Raw genomic sequence first — 25,389 nt, 5'->3', positions numbered from 1 at the left:
TGCTGATCCGGCTGGCCGCCCGGACCTACACCGTCTCCATCCGGGCGGCCACGCCCGCCGCCCTGGGGCTGCCGAGCGACTCGTAGAGCGGGCGGGCCTCGGCCAGCGCGGCCCGCTCGGCGTCCGGGTCGCGGCGGAGCCGGGCCGCGTCGGCGAGGTGGCACCACAGGTCGGCCTGCTGCTCGGCCGCCCGCTCGGCCCGCATGATCTCCAGCGCCTGGCCGAAGAAGTTGACCGCCGCGTCCGGCCGGTCCCGCCGCAGGTACTCCTGCCCGAGGCTGGTCAGGGCCCGGCCCCGGTTGTAGCGATCGGGTTCGGCGAGCGCGACGAACGCGTCGGGCAGTGGCTCCAGCAGCTCCAGCGCCCGGTCCCGGTCGCCCACGCCGCTGAGGGCGCGGCCGAGATGGTGCCGGGCGAGCAGGATCGCGTGCGGGTCGCCGGTCTCCCTCACCAGCCGCACATTCGTCTCCAGTGCCTCGGCGGCCTCGTCCCAGCGCTCCTGTCCCAGCAGCTCCAGCCCGAGCGACTCCACCGCCGTGGCCTCGCCCTGCCGGTGCCCGGCGGCGCGTGCCGCGTCACGCGCGGCGGTGTACTCGCGGACGGCCTCGTCCACCCGGTGCCGGCCGGCCAGCGCGGACCCGAGCTGCGTCCGCATCCGCGCCTCGGCGGCCCCGTCCCCGCAGCGGACGGCCGACTCGACGCCGAGCTCGTGCGTGTCGATCCAGTCGCGGTAGTGCTTGCGCAGGAAGTAGAAGTACCAGAGGGCCTCGCACAGCCACCAGACGTGCTCGTCCCACCCGCGCGCGTGCGCGGCCTCGACGGCGGCACGCAGGTTCTCACGCTCCGCGTCCAGCCACTCCCACGCGTCGGCCTTCCCCGCGAGCGGGCGGACGCCGTCGTACGCGGGCCCGAGCCGCCACCGTCCGGGACCGAGCGTGCGGTCGGCCGCCGCCGCCCCGGCGAGATAGAAGTCCAGGACGCCGCGCAGCGCCGCGTCGCGGCCGTCCTGCGTCTCGTCCCGCTCCGCGCACTCCCGCGCGTACACCCGCAGCAGGTCGTGCAGCCGGAACCGGCCGTCGCCGGTCTCCTCGACGAGATGCCCGTCGACGAGCAGGTCCAGCAGGTCCGCGGTGTCCTCCACGGTCCGGCCGGCGAGCGCGGCGGCGGCGTCGATGCCCATGCCGCCGCCGGGATGCAGGCCGAGCAGCCGGAAGAGCCGCGCGGCCTCCGGGGACAGCTCACGGTAGGAGTCCTCGAATTTGGCGCGCACGTCGTCGTCCTCCCCGGCCCGGAAGACGTCCAACCCGGCCCGGCGTCCACCGACACCGCCAGCGGTTCGACGGCCGAGTCGAGGTCCAGCGGGTCGAGCGGCACCGTCCGCGCGCCGTCGCGCAGCAGCCCGGCCAGCCTCCGGCGGCTGGTCACCATCACCACGCAGCCGCCGGACGCCGCCCGCCCCGGACACCTCGATGAGCGGAGTGGACGCGTACACCCGTCCCGCCAGCTCGTTCCGGCCCACGATCCGCCGGCATCCCTTACGCGGCAGGCGATTCCGGACGTCTGGCGCAAGTCTCTCCGGAGCAGCAGCGAGGGCAACTGCGTGGAGGTCGCGGACGTCCAGACTGCGATCGCCGTGCGCGACTCAAAGGACCCGGACGGCCCGTGCCTTGTGGTCACTCGGGCCCACTGGGGCAGGCTCGTCGGGCGGGCGAAGCGCGGGGTGTACGACGGCGGTTGAGCGGACGGTCGTCGGGGCCGTCCGCAGGGCGTCGGAGTGGGTCAGGCGTCGCCGTCGGCGGGCTTGGGGCTCGCCGACTCAGCCGTGGCCTTGGCAGGTTCGGCGGCGGCCTTGGCCTCCTGGGCGCGTTCCCATGCCTGCTGCTTGAGATCGGCCTCCTTGGGGGCCTGGATCTTCTTCATCTGCTTGTTCATCGACCTGACCAGCAGCACCGTCGCCACGGCCAGGGCCACGAAGACCCCGAAGCCGAGGAAGCCCGGGGACACCGTGTCGTCGTTGAGGGGGATCGCGCTGAGGGGGGCTGCGAGGGACAACATCTACAGAGACACCTTCTCCCGAATACCGGCGAACAGATCGTCCTCCGGCAGTTCGGTGTCGACCAGGGACCTGGCCAAATGGTAGTCCTCGGTCGGCCAGGCCTCGCGCTGGACGTCCATCGGGACGGCGAACCATGATCCGTTAGGGTCGATCTGGGTCGCGTGCGCGAGCAGCGCCCGGTCCCTGACCTCGAAGAACTCGCCGCACGGGACGCGGGTGGTGACCGTCCAGCGGGCGGGCGGGGCGTCCTCGAACCGCTTGAGCCAGTCGGCGTAGGGCGACTCCAGCCCGGCGGTCTCCATCGCGGTGTGCAGCGCGACGATGCGCTCCTGGCTGAAGGTCATGTGGTAGTAGAGCTTGGACGGCTGCCAGGGCTCGCCCGTCCCCGGGTAGCGCTCGGGGTCGCCGGCCGCCTCGAACGCCTCCACCGACACCTCGTGGCACTTCACGTGGTCGGGGTGCGGGTAGCCGCCGATCTCGTCATAGGTGAGGATCACGTGCGGGCGGAACTCGCGGACGGCCCGGACCAGCGGCTCGGTGGCGGACTCGAGCGGCTCCAGCGCGAAGCAGCCCGCGGGCAGCGGGGGCAGCGGGTCGCCCTCGGGGAAACCGGAGTCGACGAACCCGAGCCAGCGCTGCTCGACACCGAGGATGGCGCGGGCCCGCGCCATCTCCTCCTGGCGGACCTTGGGGATGTCGGCCTTGACCTCGGGCCGGTCCATCGCCGGGTTGAGGATGTCGCCGCGTTCACCACCGGTGCACGTCACCACGAGCACCTCGACGCCTTCGGCGACGTACCTGGCCATGGTCGCCGCGCCCTTGCTGGACTCGTCGTCCGGGTGGGCGTGCACCGCCATCAGCCGCAGCGGCTCGGCGGGGCCGGACCGGTCGAGCGTCCTATCGTCGATGAGCTCGGACACCTGGGGATCTCCCTCTTGGCAATGCCATACGTACGGTGATGAGCGGACCCCGGTTCGGAGCACGCGCCTCGACAGAAGAGAATTGTCCCTGACAACGTCCGCACACCGCACGGAGATTCCCCGCCATGGCCACGAGCGTGTCAGCACAGCCGGTATCGGAGAAGCGCCGCGGAGGCCGGCTCGGCTACATCCTCATCGGCGTGCTCGCGGCCATCCTCGCCTGCGGCTGGGCCTTCGTGATGGGCCACGTCGGGCAGACGCCCGGCATCGCCTCCCAGACGATCACCTACGAGGTGCTGAGCGACTCGTCGGTCCAGCTCAAGTACTCGGTGGCCAAGCCGAAGGACGACGAGGTGCGGTGCACGGTCGACGCCTACGACACCGCGCTGGCGGTGCTCACTGAGCACGAGATCACGGTGCCGCGCGGGTCGTCCAACCTCACCCGGACCGAGAACCTGACGACCGCCAAGCGGGCCACCGGAGCCCGGGTGAGGGACTGTCACAAGGTGTGACAGCGGGCGAGAAACGCCTGGTGAAGCCGAAACGCGTTTGGCGGGTTGCGGGCGCCCGCTTCAGGGAACCTTTACCGCACACACCGGATAGGCTTGAGGTTTCACCCGGCCGCACTTCATGTCGATGTGGCGCTCTCCCTCCCCTGGGTGAGCGAGGATCGCAACATGTGGATGAGGAGTACCCGTGACCGAGACCCGCGCTGACAACGTCACCTGGCTGACCCAGGAGGCGTACGACCGGCTCAAGGCTGAGCTGGACCACCTGTCGGGGCCCGGCCGCATCGAGATCGCTCAGAAGATCGAGGCGGCGCGGGAGGAGGGTGACCTGAAGGAGAACGGCGGCTACCACGCCGCCAAGGAGGAGCAGGGCAAGATCGAGGGGCGCATCCTCCAACTCCAGAGCATCCTGGAGAACGCGCGCGTCGGCGAGGCTCCGCGGACCGAGGGCGTCGTCGGCCCCGGCATGACCGTCACGGTCGCCTTCGAGGGCGACGACGAGGAGGTCACGTTCCTGCTCGCCTCCCGCGAGGAGAGCGGAGCCCCCATTGACGTCTACTCCCCCAAGTCCCCCCTGGGTGCGGCGATCAACGGCAAGAAGGTCGGCGTGAAGGCCACCTACTCGCTGCCCAACGGGCGCGGCATGACCGTCGAGATCCTCGACGCGACCCCCTACGTGGGCGGCTGAACCCCGCCGGCCGGGCGAATCTCCGGCCCGCCGTCCCGAACCTGCGCTCCAGGCGACGGGATGGCGGGCCGTTTCGCTGTCACCGGTCCCCCGTCACGAGTCCCCGTCACGAGTCTCCGTCACGGGGCCGGGCCCGGCCCCGGATGCGGGTGTCCTCGCGGGTGCGGGCGGCCGAGCGGACCAGCGGGAGGGTGCGGAACGAGATCTGGTTGGCCAGCGAGATCACCGACGAGGCCCGCTCCACCCCCTGGACGTCCACGATCACGTCGATGACCCGCTGGAGGTCGCGGTTGCTGCGCGCCACCACGCGGCAGAGCATGTCGCCGCCGCCGGTGATGGTGTGCGCCTCGATCACCTCGGGCACCGCGGCGAGCCTTTCGGCGACCGGGTCGTGCCCGCGGGACTGGCGCAGTTGCAGCGTCACGAACGCCGTCACGCCGTAGCCGAGCGCGGCGGGCTCGATCTGCGGGCCGAAGCCCCGGATCACCCCGTGCCGGGCGAGCCGGTCGAGCCGGGCCTGGACGGTGCCGCGCGCCACCCCGAGCCGCCGGGACGCCTCCAGCACGCCGATCCGCGGCTCGGCCGAGAACAGCTCGATCAGCCTGCCGTCCAGCTCGTCGATCGCCACCCGGTCCCCTTCATGGTCATGATGTACAGGACGTCCGGTGGACTCCCGGAATGTCCGTACAGGCTGCACAGTGATCTGAACCACTCTTGCGCACTCTGTCGTCGATTGTCGAGATTAGTGGCCATGGATGATTTCCCGGTCAAGGGCATGGACGCCGTCGTCTTCGCGGTCGGCAACGCCAAGCAGGCTGCGCACTACTACTCGACCGCCTTCGGCATGCGCCGGGTGGCCTACCGCGGCCCCGAGAACGGCAGTCCCGACGAGGCGGTGCACGTGCTGGAGTCCGGGAGCGCCCGGTTCGTGTTCCGCGGACCGGTGAAGGCCGGCACCGAGCTCGGCCGGCACATCGCCGAGCACGGCGACGGCGTGGTCGACCTGGCCATCGAGGTCCCGGACGCGGAGGCGGCCTACAAGCGGGCCGTCGCCCAGGGCGCCACGGGCCTGGAGGAGCCGCACGTCCTGGAGGACGACCACGGCAAGGTCGTGGTCGCCTCGATCGCGACGTACGGGGAGACCCGGCACACCCTGGTCGACCGCGCCAACTACTCCGGCCCGTACCTGCCGGGGTTCGAGGCGGCGGACCCGCTGGTGGAACCGCCGGCCAAGCGCTACTTCCAGGCGATCGACCACTGCGTCGGCAACGTGGAGCGCATGGACGAGTGGGCCGACTACTACCACCGGGTGATGGGCTTCACCGACATGGCCGAGTTCATCGGCGCCGACATCGCCACCGAGTACTCGGCGCTGATGTCCAAGGTCGTCGCGGACGGCACCCGCAAGGTGAAGTTCCCGCTGAACGAGCCCGCCGAGGGCAAGCGCAAGTCGCAGATCGACGAGTACCTGGAGTTCTACGGCGGTCCCGGCGTGCAGCACATCGCGCTCGCCACCAACGACATCCTGGCGTCGGTGGACCAGATGCGCGCGGCCGGCGTGGAGTTCCTGGACAGCCCCGACTCCTACTACGAGGACCCCGAGCTGCGCGAGCGGATCGGCGTGGTGCGCGCCCCGATCGAGGAGCTGAAGAAGCGCCGCATCCTGGTCGACCGGGACGAGGACGGCTACCTGCTCCAGATCTTCACCAAGCCGGTCCAGGACCGTCCCACGGTGTTCTTCGAGCTGATCGAGCGGCACGGCTCGCTCGGTTTCGGCAAGGGCAACTTCAAGGCGCTGTTCGAGGCGATCGAGGCCGAGCAGGAGCGTCGAGGCAACCTCTGACCCGCCGATCGGCCGTCCCGTCCGCCCCTGGTCGCGCCATCCCGCGGCCAGGGGCGGACGGGGCCGGGTAGTGCGCGCGGCGTCCTCGAGTGAGCACAATGGGGCGGCATGACCCAGCCACCGCAGGATCCCGGCCCCTCGTCCCCCGACTGGACCTCCCCGAACGCACCCGCCGGCGACGGTCCGCCCCCGTACCAGGGGACGTTCGGCGCCGGACCGTCCGCCCCTGGACGGCCCGCGCCTCCCGTCCCCGGGCAGCCCGGCGCCCCGCATCCCGGCATCCCGCATCCCGGCCTGCCCGGACCGCCGTACCCGAGCCACCACTACGGCCCGCCCGGCCACGTCGACCCGCGCGCCCTGCTGGCGGGGCGCTGGGCCCGGCTGGGCGCCGCGCTCCTGGACGCGATCATCCTCGGGATCGTGTCCGCGCCGTTCCTCTTCCAGGCGTTCCGCTGGGACCGGATGACCGAGCTGTCCCAGCAGGGCCGGACCCCCACCATCGAGGACACCTACGACATCCCGCGGCTGATGGCCGGGTACGCGTTCACCTTCATCCTGGGGTTCGCCTACTACACCGTCCAGCACGCGCGCTGGGGCCAGACGCTCGGCAAGCGGGCGGCGGGGATCCGGGTGGTCAGGGCCGATGACCACCTCGCCGCGAGCTGGGGGCAGATCGCCGCGCGCCAGGGGCTGGTGTCCGTGCTGGCGGCGCTGACCGCCGTCCTCAACCTCGTCGGCGCGGCGGGCCTGCTGATGAGCCTGATCAGCTTGGCCGACGACGCGTGGATCCTGTGGGACGACCGGAAGCAGGCCCTGCACGACAAGGTGGGCAAGACGGTCGTGGTGAAGACGGGGCCGTGGGCCCCCAACCCGTACGCCCGGCGCTGACCGTCCCGGCCGCCGTCCCGCGCGGAAATTCTCGGCATGCCGGGGGCAAATACTCGCCCGACCCGGGCGGGACGGCGTTTGCGGGGGCGTCCCGGAGCCGACTTTGACGGCATGACGCAACCGCCGAACGACCCCGCGCCCGGGGAACAGCCGGAAGAGCAGCCCTGGCACGATCCCGGCGGTCCCGAGCGGCCTCCGGCGGGGCAGCCCGGCGGCCCGCCCCCGCCGCACGCCCAGCCGCCGCACGGCGGCGGCCAGGAAGGGCAGCAGCCGCCCTACGGCGGACAGCAGCAGCCCCCGTACGGCGGGCAGAGCCAACCGCCCTACGGCCAGGAGCAGCCGCCCTACGGCGGGCAAGGGCACCAGCCCCACGGCGGGCAGGGGCAGCAGCCTCCACCGCACCCCGGCCCGTACGGCGGTCACGGGCAGCAGCCCTATGGGGGGCTGCCCGGGTACAGCGGGGGCGCGGGCGACTACGTCGACCCCGCCGCGGGGCTGGCCAGCCGGTGGGCGCGTCTGGGGGCCGCCATCGTGGACGGCATCATCATCGGCATCGTGTGCGGGCTCCTGTCGCTGCCGTTCGTCGACTGGGGCCGGGTCTTCAACCCGCACGAGGGCGACACGTACTACTTCAACCAGGGCCAGTACACCTCCAACCTGATCGGCATCGTCATCGGCTTCCTCTACTACTGGCTGATGACCGCCAAGTGGGGGCAGACGCTCGGGAAGATGCTGCTCAGGATCCGGGTCGTCCGGGAGGAGGACGCCGGGGCGATCAGCGGCGGGCAGGCGGTCGCGCGTGCCGCGTTCTACACCGTCCTCGGCGGCATCTGCGGCTGCATCGGGCTGATCGACGTCGCCTGGATCCTCTGGGACCGGCGCAAGCAGGCGCTGCACGACAAGGTCGCGCACACCGTGGTCGTCAAGGCCGGACCCGAGGTCCCCAACCCTTATGACGGGCGCTGACCACTTTCGGCCCCTACCTTCCGAGTTGCCCAGCCTGCCCCAGCACGGGCAGGCTGGGCGGCGTGCATAAGGCCGGAAACTCGACCCGCCCAGCCCGCTCAGCCTCGCGTACCGCGTTCCGGGGGGCGGCGGGACTGACCGCCGTCGCCCTGGCGGGTTCGCTGACGGCCTGCGAGATCTCGGTGCGGAACCCGGGCTCGGGGTCGCCCGGCTCGACTGCGCCCGCCGGTCCAGCCGGGCCCGCCAGCGTCGGCGACCCCTACGTCCCCGGTGACGGCAACGGCGGCTACGACGTCCGGCACTACAAGCTGAAGCTGGCGATCACACCGCGCGCCGCCAAGGAACTGGACGCCACCGCGGAGATCACCGCGACCGCCACCGAGCGGCTCAGCCGGTTCAACCTGGACCTGAAGGGCCTGGACGTCTCGGCGGTGACGGTGGACGGGGCGGCGGCGCGGGCCCGGCACGAGGGCTCCGAGCTGGAGGTGACCGCGCCGAAGCCGGTGGGCAAGGGCGCCGAGTTCACCGTCGTCGTGCGCTATTCGGGGACGCCCAAGGCGGTGAACGATCCGGTGCTCGGCAAGTACGGCTGGATCCGCACCTCGGACGGCGTCTTCGTGGCGTGCCAGCCGAGCGGCGCGCACACCTGGTTCCCGAGCAACGACCACCCGAGCGACAAGGCCACCTTCGACTTCGAGGTCACCGTCCCGAGCGGGCTGACGGCGATCGCCAACGGCGAGCCGACCACGCCGCTGAAGGACTCCGACGGCGGGACGCCCGGCGGCCTCCCCGGCCAGCCTCCCGGGCAGAGCCCCGAGCAGCCTCCGGGCGACCTGCCCGGGGTGCCCCCCGGCGGCCCTGGCGGCCCTGGCGGCGGCGGGGAGGACCCGCCGGTCGTCCCGGCTGCGATGCGGCAGGGGGCGGGCGCGGGGGCGACGACGACCACCACGTGGCGGGTCAAGCAGCCGATGGCCACCTACCTCGCCACGGTCGACGTCGGCCGGTTCGGGGTGCGGACGGGCCACACCCGCGACGGCATCCCGATCATCACGGCGGTGGACCCGACGCTCCAGGGCGTCAGCCTGGACGCCTTCCACGCCAAGAACGCCGAGATCACCGACGAGTGGGTGCGGCGGTTCGGCCCGTACCCGTTCTCGTCCACCGGCGGGATCATCGACGACGCCTCGGTCGGCTTCGCGCTGGAGACGCAGACGCGGCCGGTGTACGGGTCGTTCGGCCTCGACGAGACGATCGTCGCGCACGAGCTGGCGCACCAGTGGTTCGGCGACAGCGTCAGCCTGAAGCGCTGGCAGGACATCTGGCTGAACGAGGGGTTCGCCACCTACGCCGAGTGGATGTGGGACGAGAAGTCCGGCGGCCAGACGGTGCAGCAGCACTTCGACGAGCTGTACCGCGACAAGGGCAACCGCGAGCTCTGGGACGCCCCCACCGGCGAGCCCGGCCGCGAGCAGATGTTCGGGCGCCCGGTGTACGACCGGGGCGGCATGACGCTGGTCGCGCTCCGCAAGAAGGTCGGCGAGGCCGAGCTCGGGACCATCCTCAAGACCTGGACCAAGGAGCGCAGGCACTCCACCGGCACCACCCAGCAGTTCATCGCCGTGGCCGAACGGGTGTCGGGGCAGAAGCTCGACGCGTTCTTCAAGGCATGGCTGTACGAGCGCGGCCGGCCCAAGCTCTGACCTGGACACGGCCAAGGCCGGGCAAAGGGCTCGCCAAGGCGCGGCCAGTCGGCGCGACGTCCGGCGGCCCGTTCATCAGCGTTGCTCTGATGAACGGGCCCTATCGACGCGTGACCGCCGTGGCGACGGCCGCGGCCCTCCTGGCATCGGCCAACGGCGTCTCGGCCGCGGCCGACTCTCCCCGACCGGCCGGTCCCCCACGACCGGTCTCTCCCCTACTACCGATCCCTGCCCCCCGTCCGGCCGCCTCCGCACCGCCGGCCCGTCCCGGCTCGGCGGGGATCGGCGACGCCTACTACCCCCGCGCGGGGAACGGCGGGTACGACGTGGCGCACTACGACGTCGCGCTCACCTACGCCGGCCGCAAGACCGGCAAGGTGGACGCCACGGTGACCATCAACGCGAGGGCGACCCGGGCCCTGTCCCGGTTCGACCTGGACTTCCGCGGCCCGAAGATCAAGGCGGTCCGGGTCGGCGGGCGCCCCGCCGCGTACCGGCGCAAGGGCCAGGAGCTGATCATCACCCCGGCGGCGGCGCTGCCCAAGGGCAGGTCGTTCAGCACCACCGTCCGCTACGCGGGCAGGCCGGGCCCGGTGCGCAACGAATCGCTCGGCACCTACGGCTGGGTGCCGACCAAGGACGGCGCGGTCGTGGTGGCCGAGCCGGACGGCGCGCCGACCTGGCTGCCGGTGAACGACCACCCCCGCGACAAGGCCACCTACGCGTTCCACCTCACCGTCCCCAAGAACCTGCGCGCGCTGGCCAACGGGCGGCCCGTCCGCACCGTCCGGCGCGGCGCCAGGACCACCTACGAGTGGGCGGAGACGTCGCCGATGGCCAGCTACCTGGCCACGGTGGCGATCGGGAGGTTCCAGGTGCGGCGCAGCCGGGCCGGGAACGTCCCGGTGATCACCGCGGTCGACCCGCGGTTCAAGCGCGCCGCGGCGTCCCTGCACGCCAACACGGTCAAGGCCGTGAGGTGGGGGACGAAGATGTTCGGGCCCTACCCGTTCGCGACCGCGGGCGGCATCGTCGACGATCCCAAGCTCGACTACGCGCTGGAGACGCAGGAGCGGCCGGTGTACGGCGGGTTCGTCCCCGACGACAACATCATCGTGCACGAGATCGCGCACCAGTGGTTCGGCGACAGCGTCAGCCTGCACGACTGGCGGGACATCTGGCTGAACGAGGGCTTCGCGACCTACGCCGAGTGGCTGTGGCACGAGCAGGGCCGGGGCGGGACGCGCAAGCCCGACCCCGCGAAGGACATCTTCCGGCGGTACGCCCGGCACCCGGCCGCGTCGCCGGTGTACACGCCGCCGCCGGGACGGCCGAAGCGCCGCGACCTGTTCGGGTTCTCGGTGTACGTGCGGGGCGCGATGTGCCTCCAGGCACTGCGCGAGAAGATCGGCGACCGGGCGTTCTTCGAGATCCTCCGGACCTGGGCGCCCGCGCGCAAGGACGGGTCCGCGACGACGCCGCAGTTCATCGCGTTCGCCGAGAAGGTGTCGGGCGAGCGGCTCGGTCCGCTGTTCACGACTTGGCTCTACACCAAGGGCAAGCCCAGGACACCGTGATCGTCCTGGCGGCGCGGGCCCGTCCCCACCCGGCCGTGACCAGCCGTGACCGGCCGCTACCGGCCGTTTCGAGACCGGATCGCGCTTGCCACCGGGATGATCACCATGAATTCTTGATCGGTACGCGACAACGGATCAGAGGCGGGGCACATGGGCAGATCTCCGAGAACGCTCGCCGCGGTGACGCTGGGCGTCACCGCGGGGCTGCTGATGACGGCGGCGGCGCCGGTCGGCGCGGCGGTCCGCTTCACCCCGGGGGCGGCGGGCGCGGGCGACCCCTACTTCCCCGACATGGGCAACGGCGGCTACGACGTGGCCCACTACGACATCGGGCTCGCCTACGACCCGGCGACCAAGGGCGTCCGGGCCACCGCGAAGATCACCGCGCGGGCCACCCAGAACCTGTCCCGGTTCGACCTGGACTTCCGCGGCCCGCTGAAGATCTCCGCGCTCCGGGTGGACGGCCGCAAGGCCGCCTACCGGCGCACCGGCGCGCAGGAACTGGTGATCACGCCGCCGCAGGGGCTGCGCAGGAACACCCGGTTCACCGTGACCGTCGACTACGCGGGCGTGCCCCAGAAGATCGACGATCCGGCGCTGGGCGTCTCGGGCTGGATCGCGACGCCCGACGGCGCGGTGATGCTCAACCAGCCGTTCGGGGCCGCCACCGTGTACCCGGTGAACGACCACCCGTCCGACAAGGCCACCTACACCTTCACGCTGACCGCGCCGAAGGGCCTCACCACACTCGCGGGCGGCGACTTGGTGGGCCACTGGTCCAAGGGCGGCTCGGCCACCACCCGCTGGGCGGTCCGGCAGCCGATGGCCAGCGAGCTGAGCATGATCGCGATCGGGCGGTACGACGTGGTCAGCGGACGGACCGGCAGCGGGTTCCCCAACATCACCGCGACCGACCGGGCGATGGCGATCTCCCCCGAGAAGGCCGGGGCGTTCCACCGGCAGACGGCGGACGTCCAGGACTTCCTGGCGTCCAGGTTCGGCCGGTACCCGTTCTCCTCGACCGGCGGCATCGTGGTCAAGGCGGGCGTGGGGTACGCGCTGGAGACCCAGGGCCGTCCCGTGCACGACCTCTCGCGGCATCCCGGCACCATCCCGTCCGGCGACCTGCTCGCGCACGAGCTGGCGCACCAGTGGTTCGGCGACAGCGTCTCGCCGGAGCGCTGGGCCGACATCTGGCTGAACGAGGGCTTCGCGACGTACGCCGAATGGCTCTACTTCGAGAAGTACGACGGCAAGCCGGTGCAGGACAGCTTCGACGAGAAGTACGCGACGCCCGCCGGCGACGACCTGTGGAAGCCCAAGACGGCCGACCCGGGCCGCGACGGGATCTTCGACGCCACGGTGTACGACCGGGGCGCGATGACCCTGCACGCGCTGCGCAAGGCCATCGGCGACAAGGCGTTCTTCCGGCTGGTGCGGGAGTGGCCGGCGCGGTACCGCCACGGCAACGCGTCCACGGCCGACTTCATCCGCTTCTCCGAGCAGGTCTCCGGCAAGCGGCTCGGCGGGCTGTTCGAGAAGTGGCTCTACACCTCGGGCAAGCCGACCCTCTGAGCCGCCCTCCGCCCCCGCGTGGCCCCGCACGGCGACCCCGGCACGGTGGGGCCCACGCGGGGGCGGCTCAGCTCAGGGTGAGGGTGTAGCCCTTGTCGCGGAGGCGGCCGATGGCCTCCTGGCTGTGGTCGCCGCCGCGGGTCTCCAGGTGCATCAGGACCTCGGCCTCCTCCACCGGCAGGCGCGCGGCGACGCGCTCGTGCATGACGTCCAGCACGTTCACGCCGAGGCCGGCGAGCTCGCCGAGCAGCGTCACCAGGGCGCCCGGCCGGTCCTTGAGGCGGCAGCGCACCACGAGGTAGCGGCCGGTGCCCGCCAGACCGTGCCGCAGCACCTTCGACAGCAGCAGCGGGTCGATGTTGCCGCCCGACAGCACCACGACCACCGGGGTGCGGACCGCGTAGGAGTGCTCCAGCAGCGCGGCGACCCCGGCCGCGCCCGCCGGTTCCACCACCTGCTTGGCGCGTTCGAGGCAGAGCAGCAGCGCCTGCGAGATGGACTCCTCGGTGACGGTGACGACCGCGTCGACCAGCTCGGCGACCAGGTTGTAGGTGAGGTCTCCGGGACGTCCCACCGAGATGCCGTCGGCCATCGTGGGCTGCACCTCGACCCGGGTGGGACGGCCGGCCGCCAGCGACGCGGGGAACGCGGCGGCCCGCTTGGCCTGCGCGCCGACGACCTTGATGTCGGCCCCGTCGCCCTTCCCGTCCTCGCCCTTGAGCGCCACCGCGATCCCGGACATCAGCCCGCCGCCGCCGACCGCCCCGACCACCGTGCGGACGCCGGGGCACTGCTCCAGGATCTCCAGCCCGATGGTGCCCTGGCCCGCGACCACGTCGGGATGGTCGAACGGGTGGATCAGGATCGCGCCGCGCTCGTCGGCGTACTCCTGCGCGGCGACCAGGCAGTCGTCCACGGTCGGGCCGGGGAAGACCACGTCGGCGCCGTAGCCGCGGGTGGCGGCCACCTTGGGCAGCGGCGCGCCCTCGGGCATGAACACCGTCGCCTTGCAGCCGAGCATGGACGCGGCGAGCGCGACGCCCTGGGCGTGGTTGCCGGCGCTGGCGGCGACGACGCCCCGGGCGCGCTCGGCGTCGCTCAGCCGGGCGATCCGCACGTACGCGCCGCGGATCTTGAACGAGCCGGTGCGCTGGAGGTGCTCGCACTTGAGGAAGACCGGACCGCCGATCACCTCCGACAGCGCGCGCGAGTGGATCAGCGGGGTGGGCGCGGCCACCCCGCGCAGCAGCTCCCGGGCGGCGCGGATGTCATCGAGGGTGACGAGGGTCATGGCCTGATCTTCCCACGGCCCGCCTCGCACTCCCCGCGTCCGCCCCCGCGTCCGCCGACGAGTCCGCCGCTTCGCGGGGCGGCCCCCGGACGGGCGCCGGGGCCGATGGGGGCCGTCAGCCGGCGCCCCAGTAGCGGTCGCTCTCGAAGATGAGCGCCGCCGCGCCGATCAGCCCGGACGTCTGCCCGAGCGCGGTGGGCACCACCATCACCTGACGGGCGTACTCCATCCTGGCGTAGGTGCGCAGCGCCTCCTCCAGCGGGTCGAACAGCAGCGCGCCCGCCTGCGACAGGCCGCCGCCGATCGCCACCACTTGAAGGTCGCACAGGTGCGTGGCGGACGCGATCGCGATGCCGAGAGCGCGTCCGGCCCGCCGCAGGGCCGCGACCGCGACCGGGTGGCCGCGGCGGGCGTCGGCGGCGAGATCGACACCGGTGACGTCGTCGCGGCCCGTCCGCCAGCCCTCCTCCTGCGCCCAGGCGACCAGGCCGGGGCCGCGCGCGACGGCCTCCAGGCAGCCGCGCCCGCCGCACTTGCACGGCGGCCCCTCCGGGTCGACGATCACATGGCCGATGTGCCCGGCGTTGCCCCTGGCCCCGTCGATCAGCACCCCGTCCAGGATCAGGCCGCCTCCGACGCCGGTGGACACCACCATGCCGAGCACGTTCTCCATGCCCTGCCCGGCGCCGAGCCAGTGCTCGCCCACCGCGACGCAGACGGCGTCGTTGTGGACCCGCACGGGCAGCCCGGGATGCCGCTCGCGCAGCCGCTCGCGCAGCGGGAAGCCGCGCCAGGCCGGGATGTTGAGCGGCGACACCTCTCCGGCGGGCCAGGTCATCGGGCCGCCGCAGCCCACCCCGACGCCCGCGAACCGCGGCCGTCCCGCGGCGGCGCCGACCTTGTCGAGCAGCGCCTCCAGCGTCCGCCAGAGGCCCTCGGCGTCGAGCGCCGGGTCGGCGGGCGTGGCGATGCGGTCGTACTCGGCGATGCGCCCACCGGGCTCCACGACGGCGGCGGCCATCTTGGTGCCGCCGATGTCGACGGCCAGGACGGGGGCCCCGGAGGCCCGGGGCGCTCGGGGGGCGGGGTCGCTCATGTCGGGTCTCCCTGTGCGGCGCGGCCGAAGGCCAGGATGGAGGCGGTGAATCCGTGCACGTGGTTGCGGCCGGCCACCGGCCCGATCTCACCCGCGGCGAAGCACCCGCCCACGCCCGCCGGGCCAAACGCGCGGTCGAGCACCCGCGCGTCATGGTCGGAGTCGGCGAACATCGCCTGCCCCCGCCCGTTGCAGGTGAACACCAGGACGCCCTCGACGGGCGCCAGGTCGAACCGCTCGAGCAACTCGGCCAGGTCGTCGTCGGCGACTCCCGCGTCGCGGACCTGGAACCGCACCGTGCGGCCCACCTCGACCACGTCGCCGATCGCGATGGCCCCGGTGTCGGTGTCGGCGCCGACCACCCCGCGGACCAGGAAGTCGCCGTGCTCGTGCTCGTCGGCGTACTCGTCCATGGCCAGGCCGATCAGCAGGCCGCGCCCGGCGAGCTCCTGCTCGTCCTCGGGCAGTTCGAGCACGACCTCTTCGAGCTTCTCCAGCGCCGGCGTGCCCGCCAGCTCGTACACGACGTTCTCCTCGGCCCTGGTCACCACCATGTCGGGCCCGATCGGACGGGCCCCCTGGCTGACCAGCGTGGCGGCGGTGACCGAGCCGCCGAGCACCACCCCGACCGCGCCGTCGTCGTACATCTCGCCGCCGACGAACAGCCGCGCCATGCCGCTGGCGGCGCCCTCGGCCAGCCCGCCGACCAGCGGCAGGCCGGGAAGCGCCTCGCCGGACCGCTCGACGAACGCGTCCACCGGGAACGAGAACGGATCGGCCAGCAGCACCCCCACCACGTCGTCGTCGCGCCCTTCGGGCATCCCGACCACGATCAGCCGGTCCTCGGCCTTGAGCGTCTCCAGCCTGAACGGCTCCAGCCGCGCGCCGGGCAGCACCGCCGCCCACGCGCTGACCGCGCCGGTCTCCTCCACCCCCCGGCCCGCGCCGATCACGCCGGACACCGTGCAGCCGAGCACCACGGCCGTGCCGCCCACCACCTCGGTGGCGCGCCGCGCCGCGGCCTCGGCCAGCTCGGGATCCTCGCCCGACACGAACACGCAGACCAGGTCGGCCGGCGCGCTCAGCGGCGCGAGTGCCTGCTCGACCGCGGACTCGGCCGCGCTGGACAGATCAGGCCCGAGGGCCAGGCCGTCACCGAATCGCGCCATCGGCGTCGCCTCCCTCGTACGGTTCCCCAGTGGACCCCTCCTTCCTAGTCTCCCCCGCTCCGGCGCCGGGACCCAAACGCGGCGGGACGGGCTGAGGAATCGCGCTTCCAGGGTGCGATTCGGGGGATCGGCGACGTAATGTCGATCGCGTGCGTTCAACCACACCTCGCGAGACCACACTGGGCGAGCTGCGCACCAGCGGCCACGTCCAGCGGACGGTGAAGGCCGAGATCCGCCACCACCTGCTCGAACGGCTGAGATCGGGGGAACCGCGCTTCCCGGGCATCGTCGGGTTCGACGACACCGTCGCGCCGCATCTGGAGCGGGCCCTGATCGCCGGGCACGACCTGGTGCTGCTGGGCGAGCGCGGGCAGGGCAAGACGCGGCTGATCCGCACCCTGGCCGGGCTGCTGGACGAGTGGACCCCGGTGGTGGCCGGTTGCGAGATCAACGACCATCCGTACGCGCCGGTGTGCGTGCGCTGCCGGCGGCTGGCCGCCGAGGCCGGCGACGACCTGCCGGTGGCGTGGAAGCACCGCGACGAGCGGTACGGCGAGAAGCTCGCCACCCCCGACACCAGCGTCGGCGACCTGATCGGCGACGTCGACCCGGTCAAGGTGGCCGAGGGCCGCACCCTCGGCGACCCCGAGACGGTGCACTTCGGGCTGGTGCCGCGCACCAACCGCGGCATCTTCTCCATCAACGAGCTGCCCGACCTGGCCGAGCGCATCCAGGTGGCGCTGCTCAACGTGCTGGAGGAGCGCGACGTCCAGGTCCGCGGCTACGCGCTGCGGCTGCCGCTCGACGTGCTGCTGGTCGCCAGCGCCAACCCCGAGGACTACACCAACCGGGGCCGCATCATCACCCCGCTCAAGGACCGGTTCGGCGCCGAGATCCGCACCCACTACCCGCTGGAGCTGGACGCCGAGCTGGCGCTGATCCGGCAGGAGGCCGAGTTCGCCGACCTGTCCGGGCCGCCCGCCGAGGTGCCCGCCCACCTGATCGAGATCATCGGCCGGTTCACCCGGCTGGTCCGCGAGTCGACCGCGGTCGACACCCGGTCCGGGGTGTCGGCGCGGTTCGCGCTCGCGGGCGCCGAGACCGTCGCCGCCGGGGCGGTGCGCCGCGCCGCGCTCACCGGCGAGGAGCGCGCGGTGGCGCGGGTGTGCGACCTGCCCGCGGTGGTGCCGTCGCTGATGGGCAAGGTCGAGTTCGAGGTCAGCGAGGAGGGCCGCGAGCAGGAGGTCCTCGAGCACCTGCTGCGCCGCGCGGTCGCCGAGACCTACCGGCGGACGCTGGGCCCGGCCGACCTGTCCGGGCTGCTCGACAAGTTCGACGCGGGCGAGAGCGTCGAGTCCGGCGAGCTGGTGCCCGCCGGCGAGCTGCTGCGCCGGGTCGGCCCGATCCCCGGCCTCGCCAAGATCATGGAACGGCTGGAGCTGAGCGGTGAGTCGCCCGGCCAGGCCGCCGCGGCGCTGGAGTTCGCCCTCGAGGGACTGTTCCTCACCCGGCGGCTGTCCAAGGACGGCCCGGCCGGGCAGGGCGACGGCACCGCCACCTACCGCACGTAGAGCCGGGCACTGAGCGCTCAGCGCCGAGCACTCAGCCGCACCGAACCTGAACGAACGGCACGAAGGACGCCGCGGATCCGTCCCGGACCCCGCGGTGGCGCGTCCCGAGATGGGGAGGCCGACATGAGTCGTTACCGGTACGGGGCGTACCGCGACGGGCCCGACCCGCTGTCCCCGCCCTACGACGTCCGGGACGCCCTGGACGCCATGGGCGACGCGGTGCTGGAGGGCACCCGTCCCGACGAGGCGCTGCGCGACCTGCTGCGCCGCGGGCTGCCCGGCGAGGGCGGCCGGCGCGGGCTCGACGACCTGCTCCGCCAGGTCCGCGAGCGGCGCCGCGCGCTGCGCGACCGCGGCCGGCTGGACGGCACGCTGGAGCAGGCGCGGGCGCTGCTCGACACCGCGATCGGGCAGGAGCGGGCCGAGCTGTTCCCCGACCCGGGCGACGACGCGCGGCTGCGTGAGGCCGAGCTCGACACGCTGCCCGAGGACACCTCGCAGGCGATCCGGCGGCTGTCGGACTACCAGTGGCGGTCCCCCGCGGCCCGCGAGACGTTCGACCGGCTCAGGGACCTGCTGCGCAGCGAGGTCCTCGACGCGCAGTTCCAGGGCATGAAGCAGGCGCTGCAAGGCCAGGACCCGCGGTCCATGGAGCGGGTCAAGGACATGATGGCCGCGCTCAACCGGATGCTCGACCGGGACGCGCGCGGTGAGCACACCCAGGAGGACTTCGAGCGGTTCATGGCCGAGTACGGCGACATGTTCGGCGCCGAGGACGACCCGGACCGGCCGCGCGACCTGGAGGAGCTGGTCGACTCGCTGGCCCGCCGGGCCGCCGCGACGGACCGGCTGCTGGCCTCACTGAGCCCCGAGCAGCGCGCCGAGCTGGCCGGGCTGATGGACCAGGTCATGCAGGACGCGGGCCTGGCCCTGGAGATGTCCCGGCTCGGCGAATCGCTGCGCGCCCGCCGTCCCGACCTCGGCTGGGGCACGCCCGAGCAGATGACCGGCGACGCCCCGCTCGGGGTGGGCGACGCCACCACCGCGCTGGCCGAGCTCGCCGACCTGGCCGAGCTGGAGTCGGCGCTTGGGCAGGACTACCCGGGGGCCCGGCTCGACGACGTCGACGAGGAGGCCGTGCGGCGGGCGCTCGGCCGGCAGGCCGTCGACGACCTCGGCGCGCTGCGCCGCATCGAGGCCGAGCTGGAACGGCAGGGCTACCTCCAGCGCCGCCGCGGCACGCTGGAGCTGACCCCCAAGGCGGTGCGGCGGCTCGGCGAGACGGCGCTGCGCCGGGTGTTCTCCCGGCTCACCGCGGGCCGGCAGGGCGACCACGACCAGCGCGACGCCGGGCAGGCCGGCGAGCTCACCGGGTCGAGCCGCGCATGGCGGTTCGGCGACGAGCAGCCCCTCGACGTGGTCCGGACGGTCGGCAACGCGATCCGCCGCAGCGTGATGGAGCCCGGCGCGCCGGCCGCGGTCGGCACGCCCGGGTCCGGCGCGCCCGGGTCCGGTACGTCCGGCCCGCCGCGGTCCGGTGCGGTCCGGCTGAGCGTGGACGACTTCGAGGTGCACGAGACCGAACGCCGCACCGGCGCCGCGGTGTGCCTGCTGGTCGACCTGTCGTACTCGATGGTGCTGCGCGGCACCTGGGCGGCGGCCAAGCAGACCACGCTGGCCCTGCACACGCTGGTGACCAGCAAGTTCCCGCAGGACGCCATCCAGATCATCGGGTTCTCCAACTACGCCCGGACGCTGCACCCGACCGAGATGGCCGGGCTCGACTGGGACATGGTGCAGGGCACCAATCTGCACCACGCGCTGATGATCGCGGGCCGGCACCTGGACCGGCATCCCGACTTCGAGCCGATCGTGCTGGTGGTCACCGACGGTGAGCCGACCGCGCACCTGCGGCCGGACGGCCGGTCGCTGTTCGACTACCCGCCGTCCACCGAGACGCTGGTGCTGACACTGGCCGAGGTCGACAAGATGACCCGGCGCTCGGCCACGATGAACTTCTTCATGCTCGCCGAGGACCGGCGGCTGGTCTCGTTCGTCGAGGAGGTCGCGCGGCGCAACGGCGGCCGGGTCTTCGCGCCCGACGCCGACCGGCTCGGCGAGTACGTGGTCAGCGACTATCTGCGGGTGCGGCGCGGGCGCCGGTAACCGTACAGGCGCCGCACCGGAGGACTAGGGTCGGCGTCATGTCGAGTTCTGATCGTCTCCTGCTGATCCTGCACATCGGCTTCGCGATCTTCACCTTGGGACCGCTGACCGCCGCGACCATGGCCACCCCGCGCTTCATCCGCAACCAGAACCTGGTGGTGGTCCGGTACCTCAACCGCACCACCCGGATCTACGGGATCGGCACGCTGGGCATCTTCCTGTTCGGGCTGTTCCTCGCGAGCGGCGACTTCGCCAAGCCGTGGCTGTCGGCGTCGATGACGCTGTTCATCGTGGCGCTGGTGCTGCTGCTGATCGTGGAGCGGGACCAGCGCAAGGCCGCGCACCTGCTGGAGACCGCCGCAGCCAAGGCCGCCCCCGCCGCGTCCAGCACGAAGACGGGCGGCGAGGGCGCGGAAGAAGGCGAGAAGGCCGAGAAGGCCAAGGCGGCCAAGCCCGCCGCACCGGGCGCCGACATCGCGCAGGTCGAACGCGGCCGGATCGCGGCCATGTCCGGCGTCGTCGCGCTGCTGTGGCTGGTCGTCCTCGTGCTGATGGTCTGGAACGGCTGACCCGGCGGACGCGCCCGCCGGGCCGGCCGGTCCGCTACCTCGGCTTCGTCCGGGCCTTGAGCCAGGCCAGGATCTCGGGGTAGACGTGCTCGTCGTTCATCAGCGCGGGCCCGTGCATCTTGCCCGGCACGGTCTTCACCGTGGCGGGCACGCCCGCGCCGCGCAGCGCCGCCGCCAGCCCGGTGCTCTGGGTGACCGGGACGAAGTCGCCGGTGCTGTGCATGAGCAGCATCGGGGCGTCGCCGGCGGACGCGTGCGAGGCCGAGTTGGCGTCGTCCACCCGCTTCCAGCAGGTCGGGTCGGCCTCGATGGGCGTGCACCTGATGAGCTGCGTGACGGCCCGGCGCAGCTTGCGCTGCCCGCCCGTCGCGCTGGTCTTCAGACCCTCCTGGAAGGCCAGGTACGGGGTGTTGACCGGTGACAGCGCGACCACGCCGCGGACCCGCTGCCCGGCGGTGCCGTACGTGCCGAGCTGGGTGGCCAGGTGGCCGCCCGCCGACGAGCCGACCACCACGATGTTGTCGGGGTCGATGTTCCAGTGCCCGGCGTGCTTCTTGATGAACGACAGCGCCGCCTCGGCGTCGTTGCGCTGCGCGGGCCACTGCGCCATGGTCGCCAGCCGGTAGTTGGCGGCGAAGACGGTGAAGCCCTGCGCGCTCAGCCGGCGCGCGAAGTACTTCCAGCCGCCCTTGTCGCCCTCGAGCCAGTAGCCGCCGTGCAGGACCAGCACGGCGGGACCCGGCTTGACGGCGGCCTTGGCCTTGCCCGCGGCCGTGGCGGCGCCCGTGGTCTTGGCGCCCTTCGCCTTGGCCGCGGCCGGACGCCAGTAGGCGTCGATGCGCTGGCGGGCGGCGGGGCCGTAGGCGTAGCTGGCCTGCTTGGGCGGCCGGGGCGTCACCATGACGGCCCGTCCCGACACGACCCCGCCGGTCGCCGAGCCGGTCGCCGGAGGCGGGGCGGACGTGGAGGGGGACGGCGTCTCGGGGCCGCTGGGACCGGGGCTCCCGGATCCGGGCGGGCCGGTCGAGGGACCCGGCTCGGCGGGCTCCTCGGTGGGGACCGGCGGCGGGGTCACGGGCGCCGAGCCGGAGAGGCTCGGCGTCGGCTGGGGCGTGGTGGCCTGGGAGGCCGTGGGCAGGGCCACGGCGGAGACACAGGTGGCGGCGAACGCCGCACCACAAACCAGTACTTTGCGCACTCCGGGCCCTTTCTTCATGGAACCTGGCGCGCACATCATAGATGTTTGATCAAGGTTGGTGCGGGCAAGGTCCCGCGTTTACCCGGCGGCGGGCCGGGCCCGTCCCGCCCGCCGCGGGCGAATCCTCAGGCCAGGGCCTGTTCGAGGTCTCCGAGAAGATCATCGATGTCCTCGATGCCGACCGACAGGCGGACCAGGTCGGACGGGACCTCCAGCGGCGACCCGGCGGCCGACGCGTGCGTCATCCGCCCCGGGTGCTCGATCAGCGACTCGACCCCGCCGAGCGACTCGCCGAGGGTGAACAGCCTGGCGCGCTCGCAGACCCGGACGGCCGCCTCCTCGGTGCCCATCCGGAACGACACCATGCCCCCGAAGGCCCTCATCTGCTTGGCGGCGACCTCATGGCCGGGGTGGCCGGGCAGGCCCGGGTACAGCACCTCGCGGACGGCCTCGTGCCGGGTGAGGAGCTGCACGACCCGCTCGGCGTTGGCGCAGTGCCGGTCCATCCGGACACCGAGCGTCTTGATGCCGCGCAGGGTCAGCCAGGCGTCGAACGGACCGGCGACGGCGCCCATCGCGTTCTGGTGGAAGGCCAGCCGCTCGCCCAGCCCGGCGTCGGCCGCGACCAGCGCGCCGCCGACCACGTCGGAGTGCCCGCCGATGTACTTGGTGGTCGAGTGCACCACCACGTCGGCGCCGAGCGCCAGCGGGCGCTGGAGATAGGGCGAGGCGAAGGTGTTGTCGACGACCAGCAGCGCGCCCGCGTCGTGGGCGACGCCGGCCAGGCCCGCGATGTCGGCGATGCCGAGCAGCGGGTTGGTCGGCGTCTCCACCCAGATCATCCGGGTGGCGGGCGTCACCGCCGCGCGGACGGCCTCGATGTCGGTCAGCCGCACCGGGTCGAAGACCACCCCCCACGGCTCGGCCACCTTGGCGAACAGCCGGTAGGTGCCGCCGTAGGCGTCGTCGGGGATGACGACGTGGTCGCCCGGACGGCAGACGGTACGCAGCAGCGTGTCCTCGGCCGCGAGCCCGGACGCGAACGCGAGCCCGCGCACGCCCCCCTCGACCTCGGCCAGGCATACCTCCAGCGCGGTACGCGTCGGATTGGCCGATCGGGAGTACTCGTAGCCCCCGCGGAGGCCGCCGATGCCGTCCTGCTTATATGTGGATACCTGGTAGATCGGCGGGACGACCGCCCCCGTGACGGGGTCGGGCTCCTGTCCCGCGTGGATCGCCAGGGTCTCGAATCCCTGTTGAACCTCGTTGTCCATGGGAACGAGGCTATCCACCCGTCCGCCCTCCTGGAGGAGGAGACGCTCCCCCGCAGGTATCACCCGGTATTTCAGCTGCTCGGGTGACTCGAACGGCCCGTACGATCTCTACCGTTTTAGGGGTATCCCCAGTCGAACCCCTGAAACGAAGGAAGGCGCATGTTCGCACGCCTTGGGCGCGGCGTCGTGAGACACCCGTGGTGGACGATCCTCGCGTGGATCGTCGTGGCCGCGGGACTGATCGCTTTCGCACCGGAACTGAAATCCTCGTCCGACCAGGAAGACTTCCTGCCCAGCAAGTACGAGTCCATCCAGGCGGGCAAGCTGGCCGCGACGGCGTTCCCGAGCGCCGATCAGAAGACCAGCCCGGCCATGATCGTGGTCAAGCGCAAGGACGGCGGCAAGCTGACCCCGGCCGACCAGAAGAAGGTCGCCGGAGTCGCGGCGGCGCTCCAGGCCAAGAAGATCCCCGGCGTCACCAAGGTGGCGGCCACGCCCGCCGCCAAGGACGGCTCGATCCAGCTGATCGCGGCCCCGCTGCCGAACGACTACACCGACACCAAGGCGATGGACACCGCCAAGGACGCGATCAAGAAGCTGCGCACCGAGAGCACCGCGCAACTGCGCGGCAGCCCGCTGACCTTCGGCGTGACCGGTGACATGGCGTCCACGGTCGACAACGAGAAGTCCGACCAGCAGACGATGGCCTTGATCGGCATCGCCACCATCGCGCTGATCATCGTGCTGCTCGGCATCATCTTCCGGAGCCCGCTCGCCTCGATCCTGCCCATCATCGTGGTCCTCGCCGTGTCGATGGTCTCCAACGCGGTCACCGCGATGGTCGGCAACGCCTTCGGCCTGAACTTCGACAAGGGCTTCGACATGATCGTCATGATCGTGTTGTACGGGATCGGGACCGACTACATCCTCTTCCTGCTGTTCCGCTACCGAGAGCGGCTGCGGCTCGGCGAGGACAAGAAGACCGCGATGATCAACAGCGTGGAGCGGGTGGGCGAGGCGATCGCCTCCGCCGCCGGCGCTGTCATCGTCGCCTTCCTGGTGCTGCTGCTCGCCTCGTTCAAGGCGTTCGGCGGGCTCGGCCCGCAGCTCGCCATCGCGGTCGGCGTGATGCTGGTCACCTCGCTGACCCTGGTCCCGGCGGTCGTCTCGCTGCTCGGCCAGGTGGTGTTCTGGCCGTCCAAGGCGTGGAAGAAGGAGCCCAAGCCCGGCCTCTGGGTCAAGCTCGGCAACGCCGTGGGCCGGCGCCCCCTCGTGGCCGCGGTCTCCTCGGGGCTGGTGCTCATCGCGCTCGCCACCGCGACGCTCGGCTTCAAGGCCGACTACGACTTCAGCGCCAGCGCGCCGCAGAACACCGAGTCGGCCAAGGCGATGAACGACCTGAAGAACAGCTTCCCGGCCGGGACGCTGACGCCGACCGAGGTCTACGTCAAGGCCGACCGGCCGCTGACCGCGGCCGAGCTGGCCCCCTACGGGCAGCGGCTCACCAAGGCCCCGGGCGTCGGCGACGTCCAGCCCCCGCTGTTCAGCCAGGACAAGACCGTCGCCAAGTACAACGTGGTCCTCAAGGACAACCCGAACTCCAGCACGTCGATCAGCCTGGTCAAGGGCCCGCTGCGCGACTTCGTGCACCAGGGCGCGCCCGCCGGGGCCAAGGTCCTGGTCGGCGGCCAGACCGCGGTGTTCGCCGACATCAACACCATCAACAACCGCGACCTGTCGGTCATCCTGCCGGTGGCGGTGCTGCTGATCGGCGTCATCCTGGCGCTGCTGCTGCGGGCGGTGGTCGCGCCCATCTACCTGGTGGGCGCGGTGCTGCTCGGGTTCGCCGCGACGCTCGGCGCCACGGTGACCGTGTTCCAGGGCATCGAGGGCAAGCCGGGACTGATGTTCCAGTTGCCGATCATCTTGTACCTGTTCGTGCTGGCGATCGGGACCGACTACAACATCCTGATGATCGCCCGGCTGCGCGAGGAGGCCCGCGAGGGCCACGATCCGCGGCGCGGCACGGCGCTCGGCATCCAGCACGCGGGTCCGACCGTGGCCGCGGCAGGCGTGATCCTGGCCGGCACGTTCGGGGTGCTGATGATCTCGCCGCAGTCGATGCTGGCGCAGATCGGCTTCGGCGTGGCGATCGGGATCCTGCTGTCGGCGTTCGTGATGTCGGCGTTCTTCGTGCCGGCGATCACCGCGCTGCTCGGCCACAAGGCCTGGTGGCCGGGGCACGGCGACGCGCCCAAGGCGCAGCCGCCGAAGCCCGAGGCACTGGAGGACGACCGGTTCGCCACGTCGGGCCGGCCCTCCTGAGAACGTCG

22 protein-coding genes are annotated in these 25,389 nt (G+C 72.5%); 13 read left to right on the top strand and 9 right to left on the bottom strand.

The features are described from left to right. Positions 1 to 25: 25 nt before the first annotated feature. Entirely contained in the window at positions 26 to 1,270 is a 1,245-nt protein-coding gene (locus OHA34_RS29785; RefSeq protein ID WP_329519571.1) for a tetratricopeptide repeat protein, read from the bottom strand. Between OHA34_RS29785 and OHA34_RS29780 the strand changes: the two genes are divergently transcribed. After that, entirely contained in the window at positions 1,193 to 1,738 is a 546-nt protein-coding gene (locus OHA34_RS29780) for a DUF397 domain-containing protein (protein ID WP_329519570.1), read from the top strand. The genes OHA34_RS29785 and OHA34_RS29780 overlap by 78 nt on opposite strands. A 41-nt stretch (positions 1,739 to 1,779) precedes the next feature. Here OHA34_RS29780 and OHA34_RS29775 read toward each other — a convergent pair whose 3' ends face one another. After that, a complete protein-coding gene (locus OHA34_RS29775; protein ID WP_285938061.1) occupies positions 1,780 to 2,055 on the bottom strand; it encodes a hypothetical protein in 276 nt (91 codons plus the stop codon). Continuing rightward, a complete protein-coding gene (mca, locus tag OHA34_RS29770) occupies positions 2,056 to 2,913 on the bottom strand; it encodes a mycothiol conjugate amidase Mca (protein WP_285938616.1) in 858 nt (285 codons plus the stop codon). It abuts the gene before it with no gap. A gap of 188 nt (positions 2,914 to 3,101) precedes the next feature. On the opposite strand from mca, the gene OHA34_RS29765 reads away from it, so the two are divergent. Next, a complete protein-coding gene (locus OHA34_RS29765) occupies positions 3,102 to 3,488 on the top strand; it encodes a DUF4307 domain-containing protein (protein ID WP_329519569.1) in 387 nt (128 codons plus the stop codon). Positions 3,489 to 3,672: 184 nt separating this feature from the next. Next, on the top strand, positions 3,673 to 4,173 hold the full coding sequence (gene greA, locus OHA34_RS29760; protein WP_285938063.1) for a transcription elongation factor GreA: 501 nt from the start codon (positions 3,673 to 3,675) through the stop codon (positions 4,171 to 4,173). A 106-nt stretch (positions 4,174 to 4,279) separates the two neighbouring features. On the opposite strand, the gene OHA34_RS29755 is transcribed toward greA, so the two are convergent. Continuing rightward, positions 4,280 to 4,801, bottom strand: a complete 522-nt coding sequence (locus OHA34_RS29755) for an Lrp/AsnC family transcriptional regulator (protein WP_285938064.1) — start codon at positions 4,799 to 4,801, stop codon at positions 4,280 to 4,282. 123 nt (positions 4,802 to 4,924) lie between these two features. Between OHA34_RS29755 and hppD the strand changes: the two genes are divergently transcribed. From hppD to OHA34_RS29725, 6 genes are all read left to right on the top strand, one after another. Then, positions 4,925 to 6,016 carry a 4-hydroxyphenylpyruvate dioxygenase gene (gene hppD / locus OHA34_RS29750; RefSeq protein WP_329519568.1) on the top strand — a complete coding sequence of 364 codons (1,092 nt, stop codon included), beginning with the start codon at positions 4,925 to 4,927 and terminating at the stop codon, positions 6,014 to 6,016. A 108-nt stretch (positions 6,017 to 6,124) separates the two neighbouring features. Next, positions 6,125 to 6,904, top strand: coding sequence for an RDD family protein (locus OHA34_RS29745; RefSeq protein ID WP_329519567.1), 780 nt, complete (start codon positions 6,125 to 6,127; stop codon positions 6,902 to 6,904). A 111-nt stretch (positions 6,905 to 7,015) separates the two neighbouring features. Beyond that, on the top strand, positions 7,016 to 7,870 hold the full coding sequence (locus OHA34_RS29740) for an RDD family protein (protein WP_285938067.1): 855 nt from the start codon (positions 7,016 to 7,018) through the stop codon (positions 7,868 to 7,870). A gap of 62 nt (positions 7,871 to 7,932) precedes the next feature. Next, the gene (locus OHA34_RS29735) at positions 7,933 to 9,570 is read left to right on the top strand and encodes a M1 family metallopeptidase (RefSeq protein ID WP_329519566.1); all 1,638 of its coding nucleotides are present in this window, start codon (positions 7,933 to 7,935) and stop codon (positions 9,568 to 9,570) included. Between the two features lie 89 nt (positions 9,571 to 9,659). Then, complete coding sequence (locus OHA34_RS29730) at positions 9,660 to 11,147, top strand: M1 family metallopeptidase (protein WP_329519565.1); 1,488 nt, start codon at positions 9,660 to 9,662, stop codon at positions 11,145 to 11,147. A gap of 150 nt (positions 11,148 to 11,297) precedes the next feature. After that, the gene (locus OHA34_RS29725) at positions 11,298 to 12,722 is read left to right on the top strand and encodes a M1 family metallopeptidase (RefSeq protein ID WP_329519564.1); all 1,425 of its coding nucleotides are present in this window, start codon (positions 11,298 to 11,300) and stop codon (positions 12,720 to 12,722) included. A 67-nt stretch (positions 12,723 to 12,789) separates the two neighbouring features. On the opposite strand, the gene ilvA is transcribed toward OHA34_RS29725, so the two are convergent. The 3 genes from ilvA to OHA34_RS29710 all read right to left on the bottom strand — a co-directional run bounded on the left by ilvA (position 12,790) and on the right by OHA34_RS29710 (position 16,278). Further along, complete coding sequence (gene ilvA / locus OHA34_RS29720; protein WP_285938071.1) at positions 12,790 to 14,013, bottom strand: threonine ammonia-lyase; 1,224 nt, start codon at positions 14,011 to 14,013, stop codon at positions 12,790 to 12,792. Positions 14,014 to 14,128: 115 nt separating this feature from the next. Continuing rightward, positions 14,129 to 15,109, bottom strand: a complete 981-nt coding sequence (locus tag OHA34_RS29715; protein WP_285938072.1) for an ROK family protein — start codon at positions 15,107 to 15,109, stop codon at positions 14,129 to 14,131. Further along, positions 15,106 to 16,278 carry an FIST signal transduction protein gene (locus OHA34_RS29710; RefSeq protein ID WP_285938073.1) on the bottom strand — a complete coding sequence of 391 codons (1,173 nt, stop codon included), beginning with the start codon at positions 16,276 to 16,278 and terminating at the stop codon, positions 15,106 to 15,108. Before OHA34_RS29710 ends, OHA34_RS29715 begins: the two co-directional genes overlap by 4 nt. 149 nt (positions 16,279 to 16,427) lie before the next feature. Between OHA34_RS29710 and OHA34_RS29705 the strand changes: the two genes are divergently transcribed. From OHA34_RS29705 to OHA34_RS29695, 3 genes are all read left to right on the top strand, one after another. Further along, positions 16,428 to 17,849 (top strand): sigma 54-interacting transcriptional regulator, encoded by a 1,422-nt coding sequence (locus OHA34_RS29705; protein ID WP_329519563.1) that lies wholly within the window; start codon positions 16,428 to 16,430, stop codon positions 17,847 to 17,849. A 123-nt stretch (positions 17,850 to 17,972) separates the two neighbouring features. Then, positions 17,973 to 20,015: a hypothetical protein gene (locus OHA34_RS29700; protein WP_329519562.1), complete on the top strand. Its 2,043-nt coding sequence runs from the start codon at positions 17,973 to 17,975 to the stop codon at positions 20,013 to 20,015. Positions 20,016 to 20,053: 38 nt separating this feature from the next. Next, on the top strand, positions 20,054 to 20,584 hold the full coding sequence (locus OHA34_RS29695; RefSeq protein ID WP_329519561.1) for a hypothetical protein: 531 nt from the start codon (positions 20,054 to 20,056) through the stop codon (positions 20,582 to 20,584). A gap of 34 nt (positions 20,585 to 20,618) precedes the next feature. Here the strand turns inward: OHA34_RS29695 and OHA34_RS29690 are convergent, their stop codons facing one another. Both OHA34_RS29690 and OHA34_RS29685 read right to left on the bottom strand, forming a co-directional pair. Next, positions 20,619 to 21,782 carry an alpha/beta hydrolase gene (locus OHA34_RS29690; protein WP_329519560.1) on the bottom strand — a complete coding sequence of 388 codons (1,164 nt, stop codon included), beginning with the start codon at positions 21,780 to 21,782 and terminating at the stop codon, positions 20,619 to 20,621. A 125-nt stretch (positions 21,783 to 21,907) separates the two neighbouring features. Beyond that, positions 21,908 to 23,056 (bottom strand): cystathionine gamma-synthase, encoded by a 1,149-nt coding sequence (locus OHA34_RS29685; RefSeq protein WP_285938078.1) that lies wholly within the window; start codon positions 23,054 to 23,056, stop codon positions 21,908 to 21,910. Between the two features lie 159 nt (positions 23,057 to 23,215). On the opposite strand from OHA34_RS29685, the gene OHA34_RS29680 reads away from it, so the two are divergent. Further along, positions 23,216 to 25,381, top strand: a complete 2,166-nt coding sequence (locus OHA34_RS29680) for an MMPL family transporter (protein WP_285938080.1) — start codon at positions 23,216 to 23,218, stop codon at positions 25,379 to 25,381. The last annotated feature ends 8 nt before the right edge of the window (positions 25,382 to 25,389 follow it).

The sequence above is a fragment of the Spirillospora sp. NBC_01491 genome (assembly GCF_036227065.1).
In the GTDB taxonomy this organism is placed as follows: Bacteria; Actinomycetota; Actinomycetes; order Streptosporangiales; family Streptosporangiaceae; genus Spirillospora; species Spirillospora xylanilytica.
The sequence above is the reverse complement of the archived record's forward strand: the minus strand, read 5'-3'. Positions and strand labels throughout refer to the sequence as shown.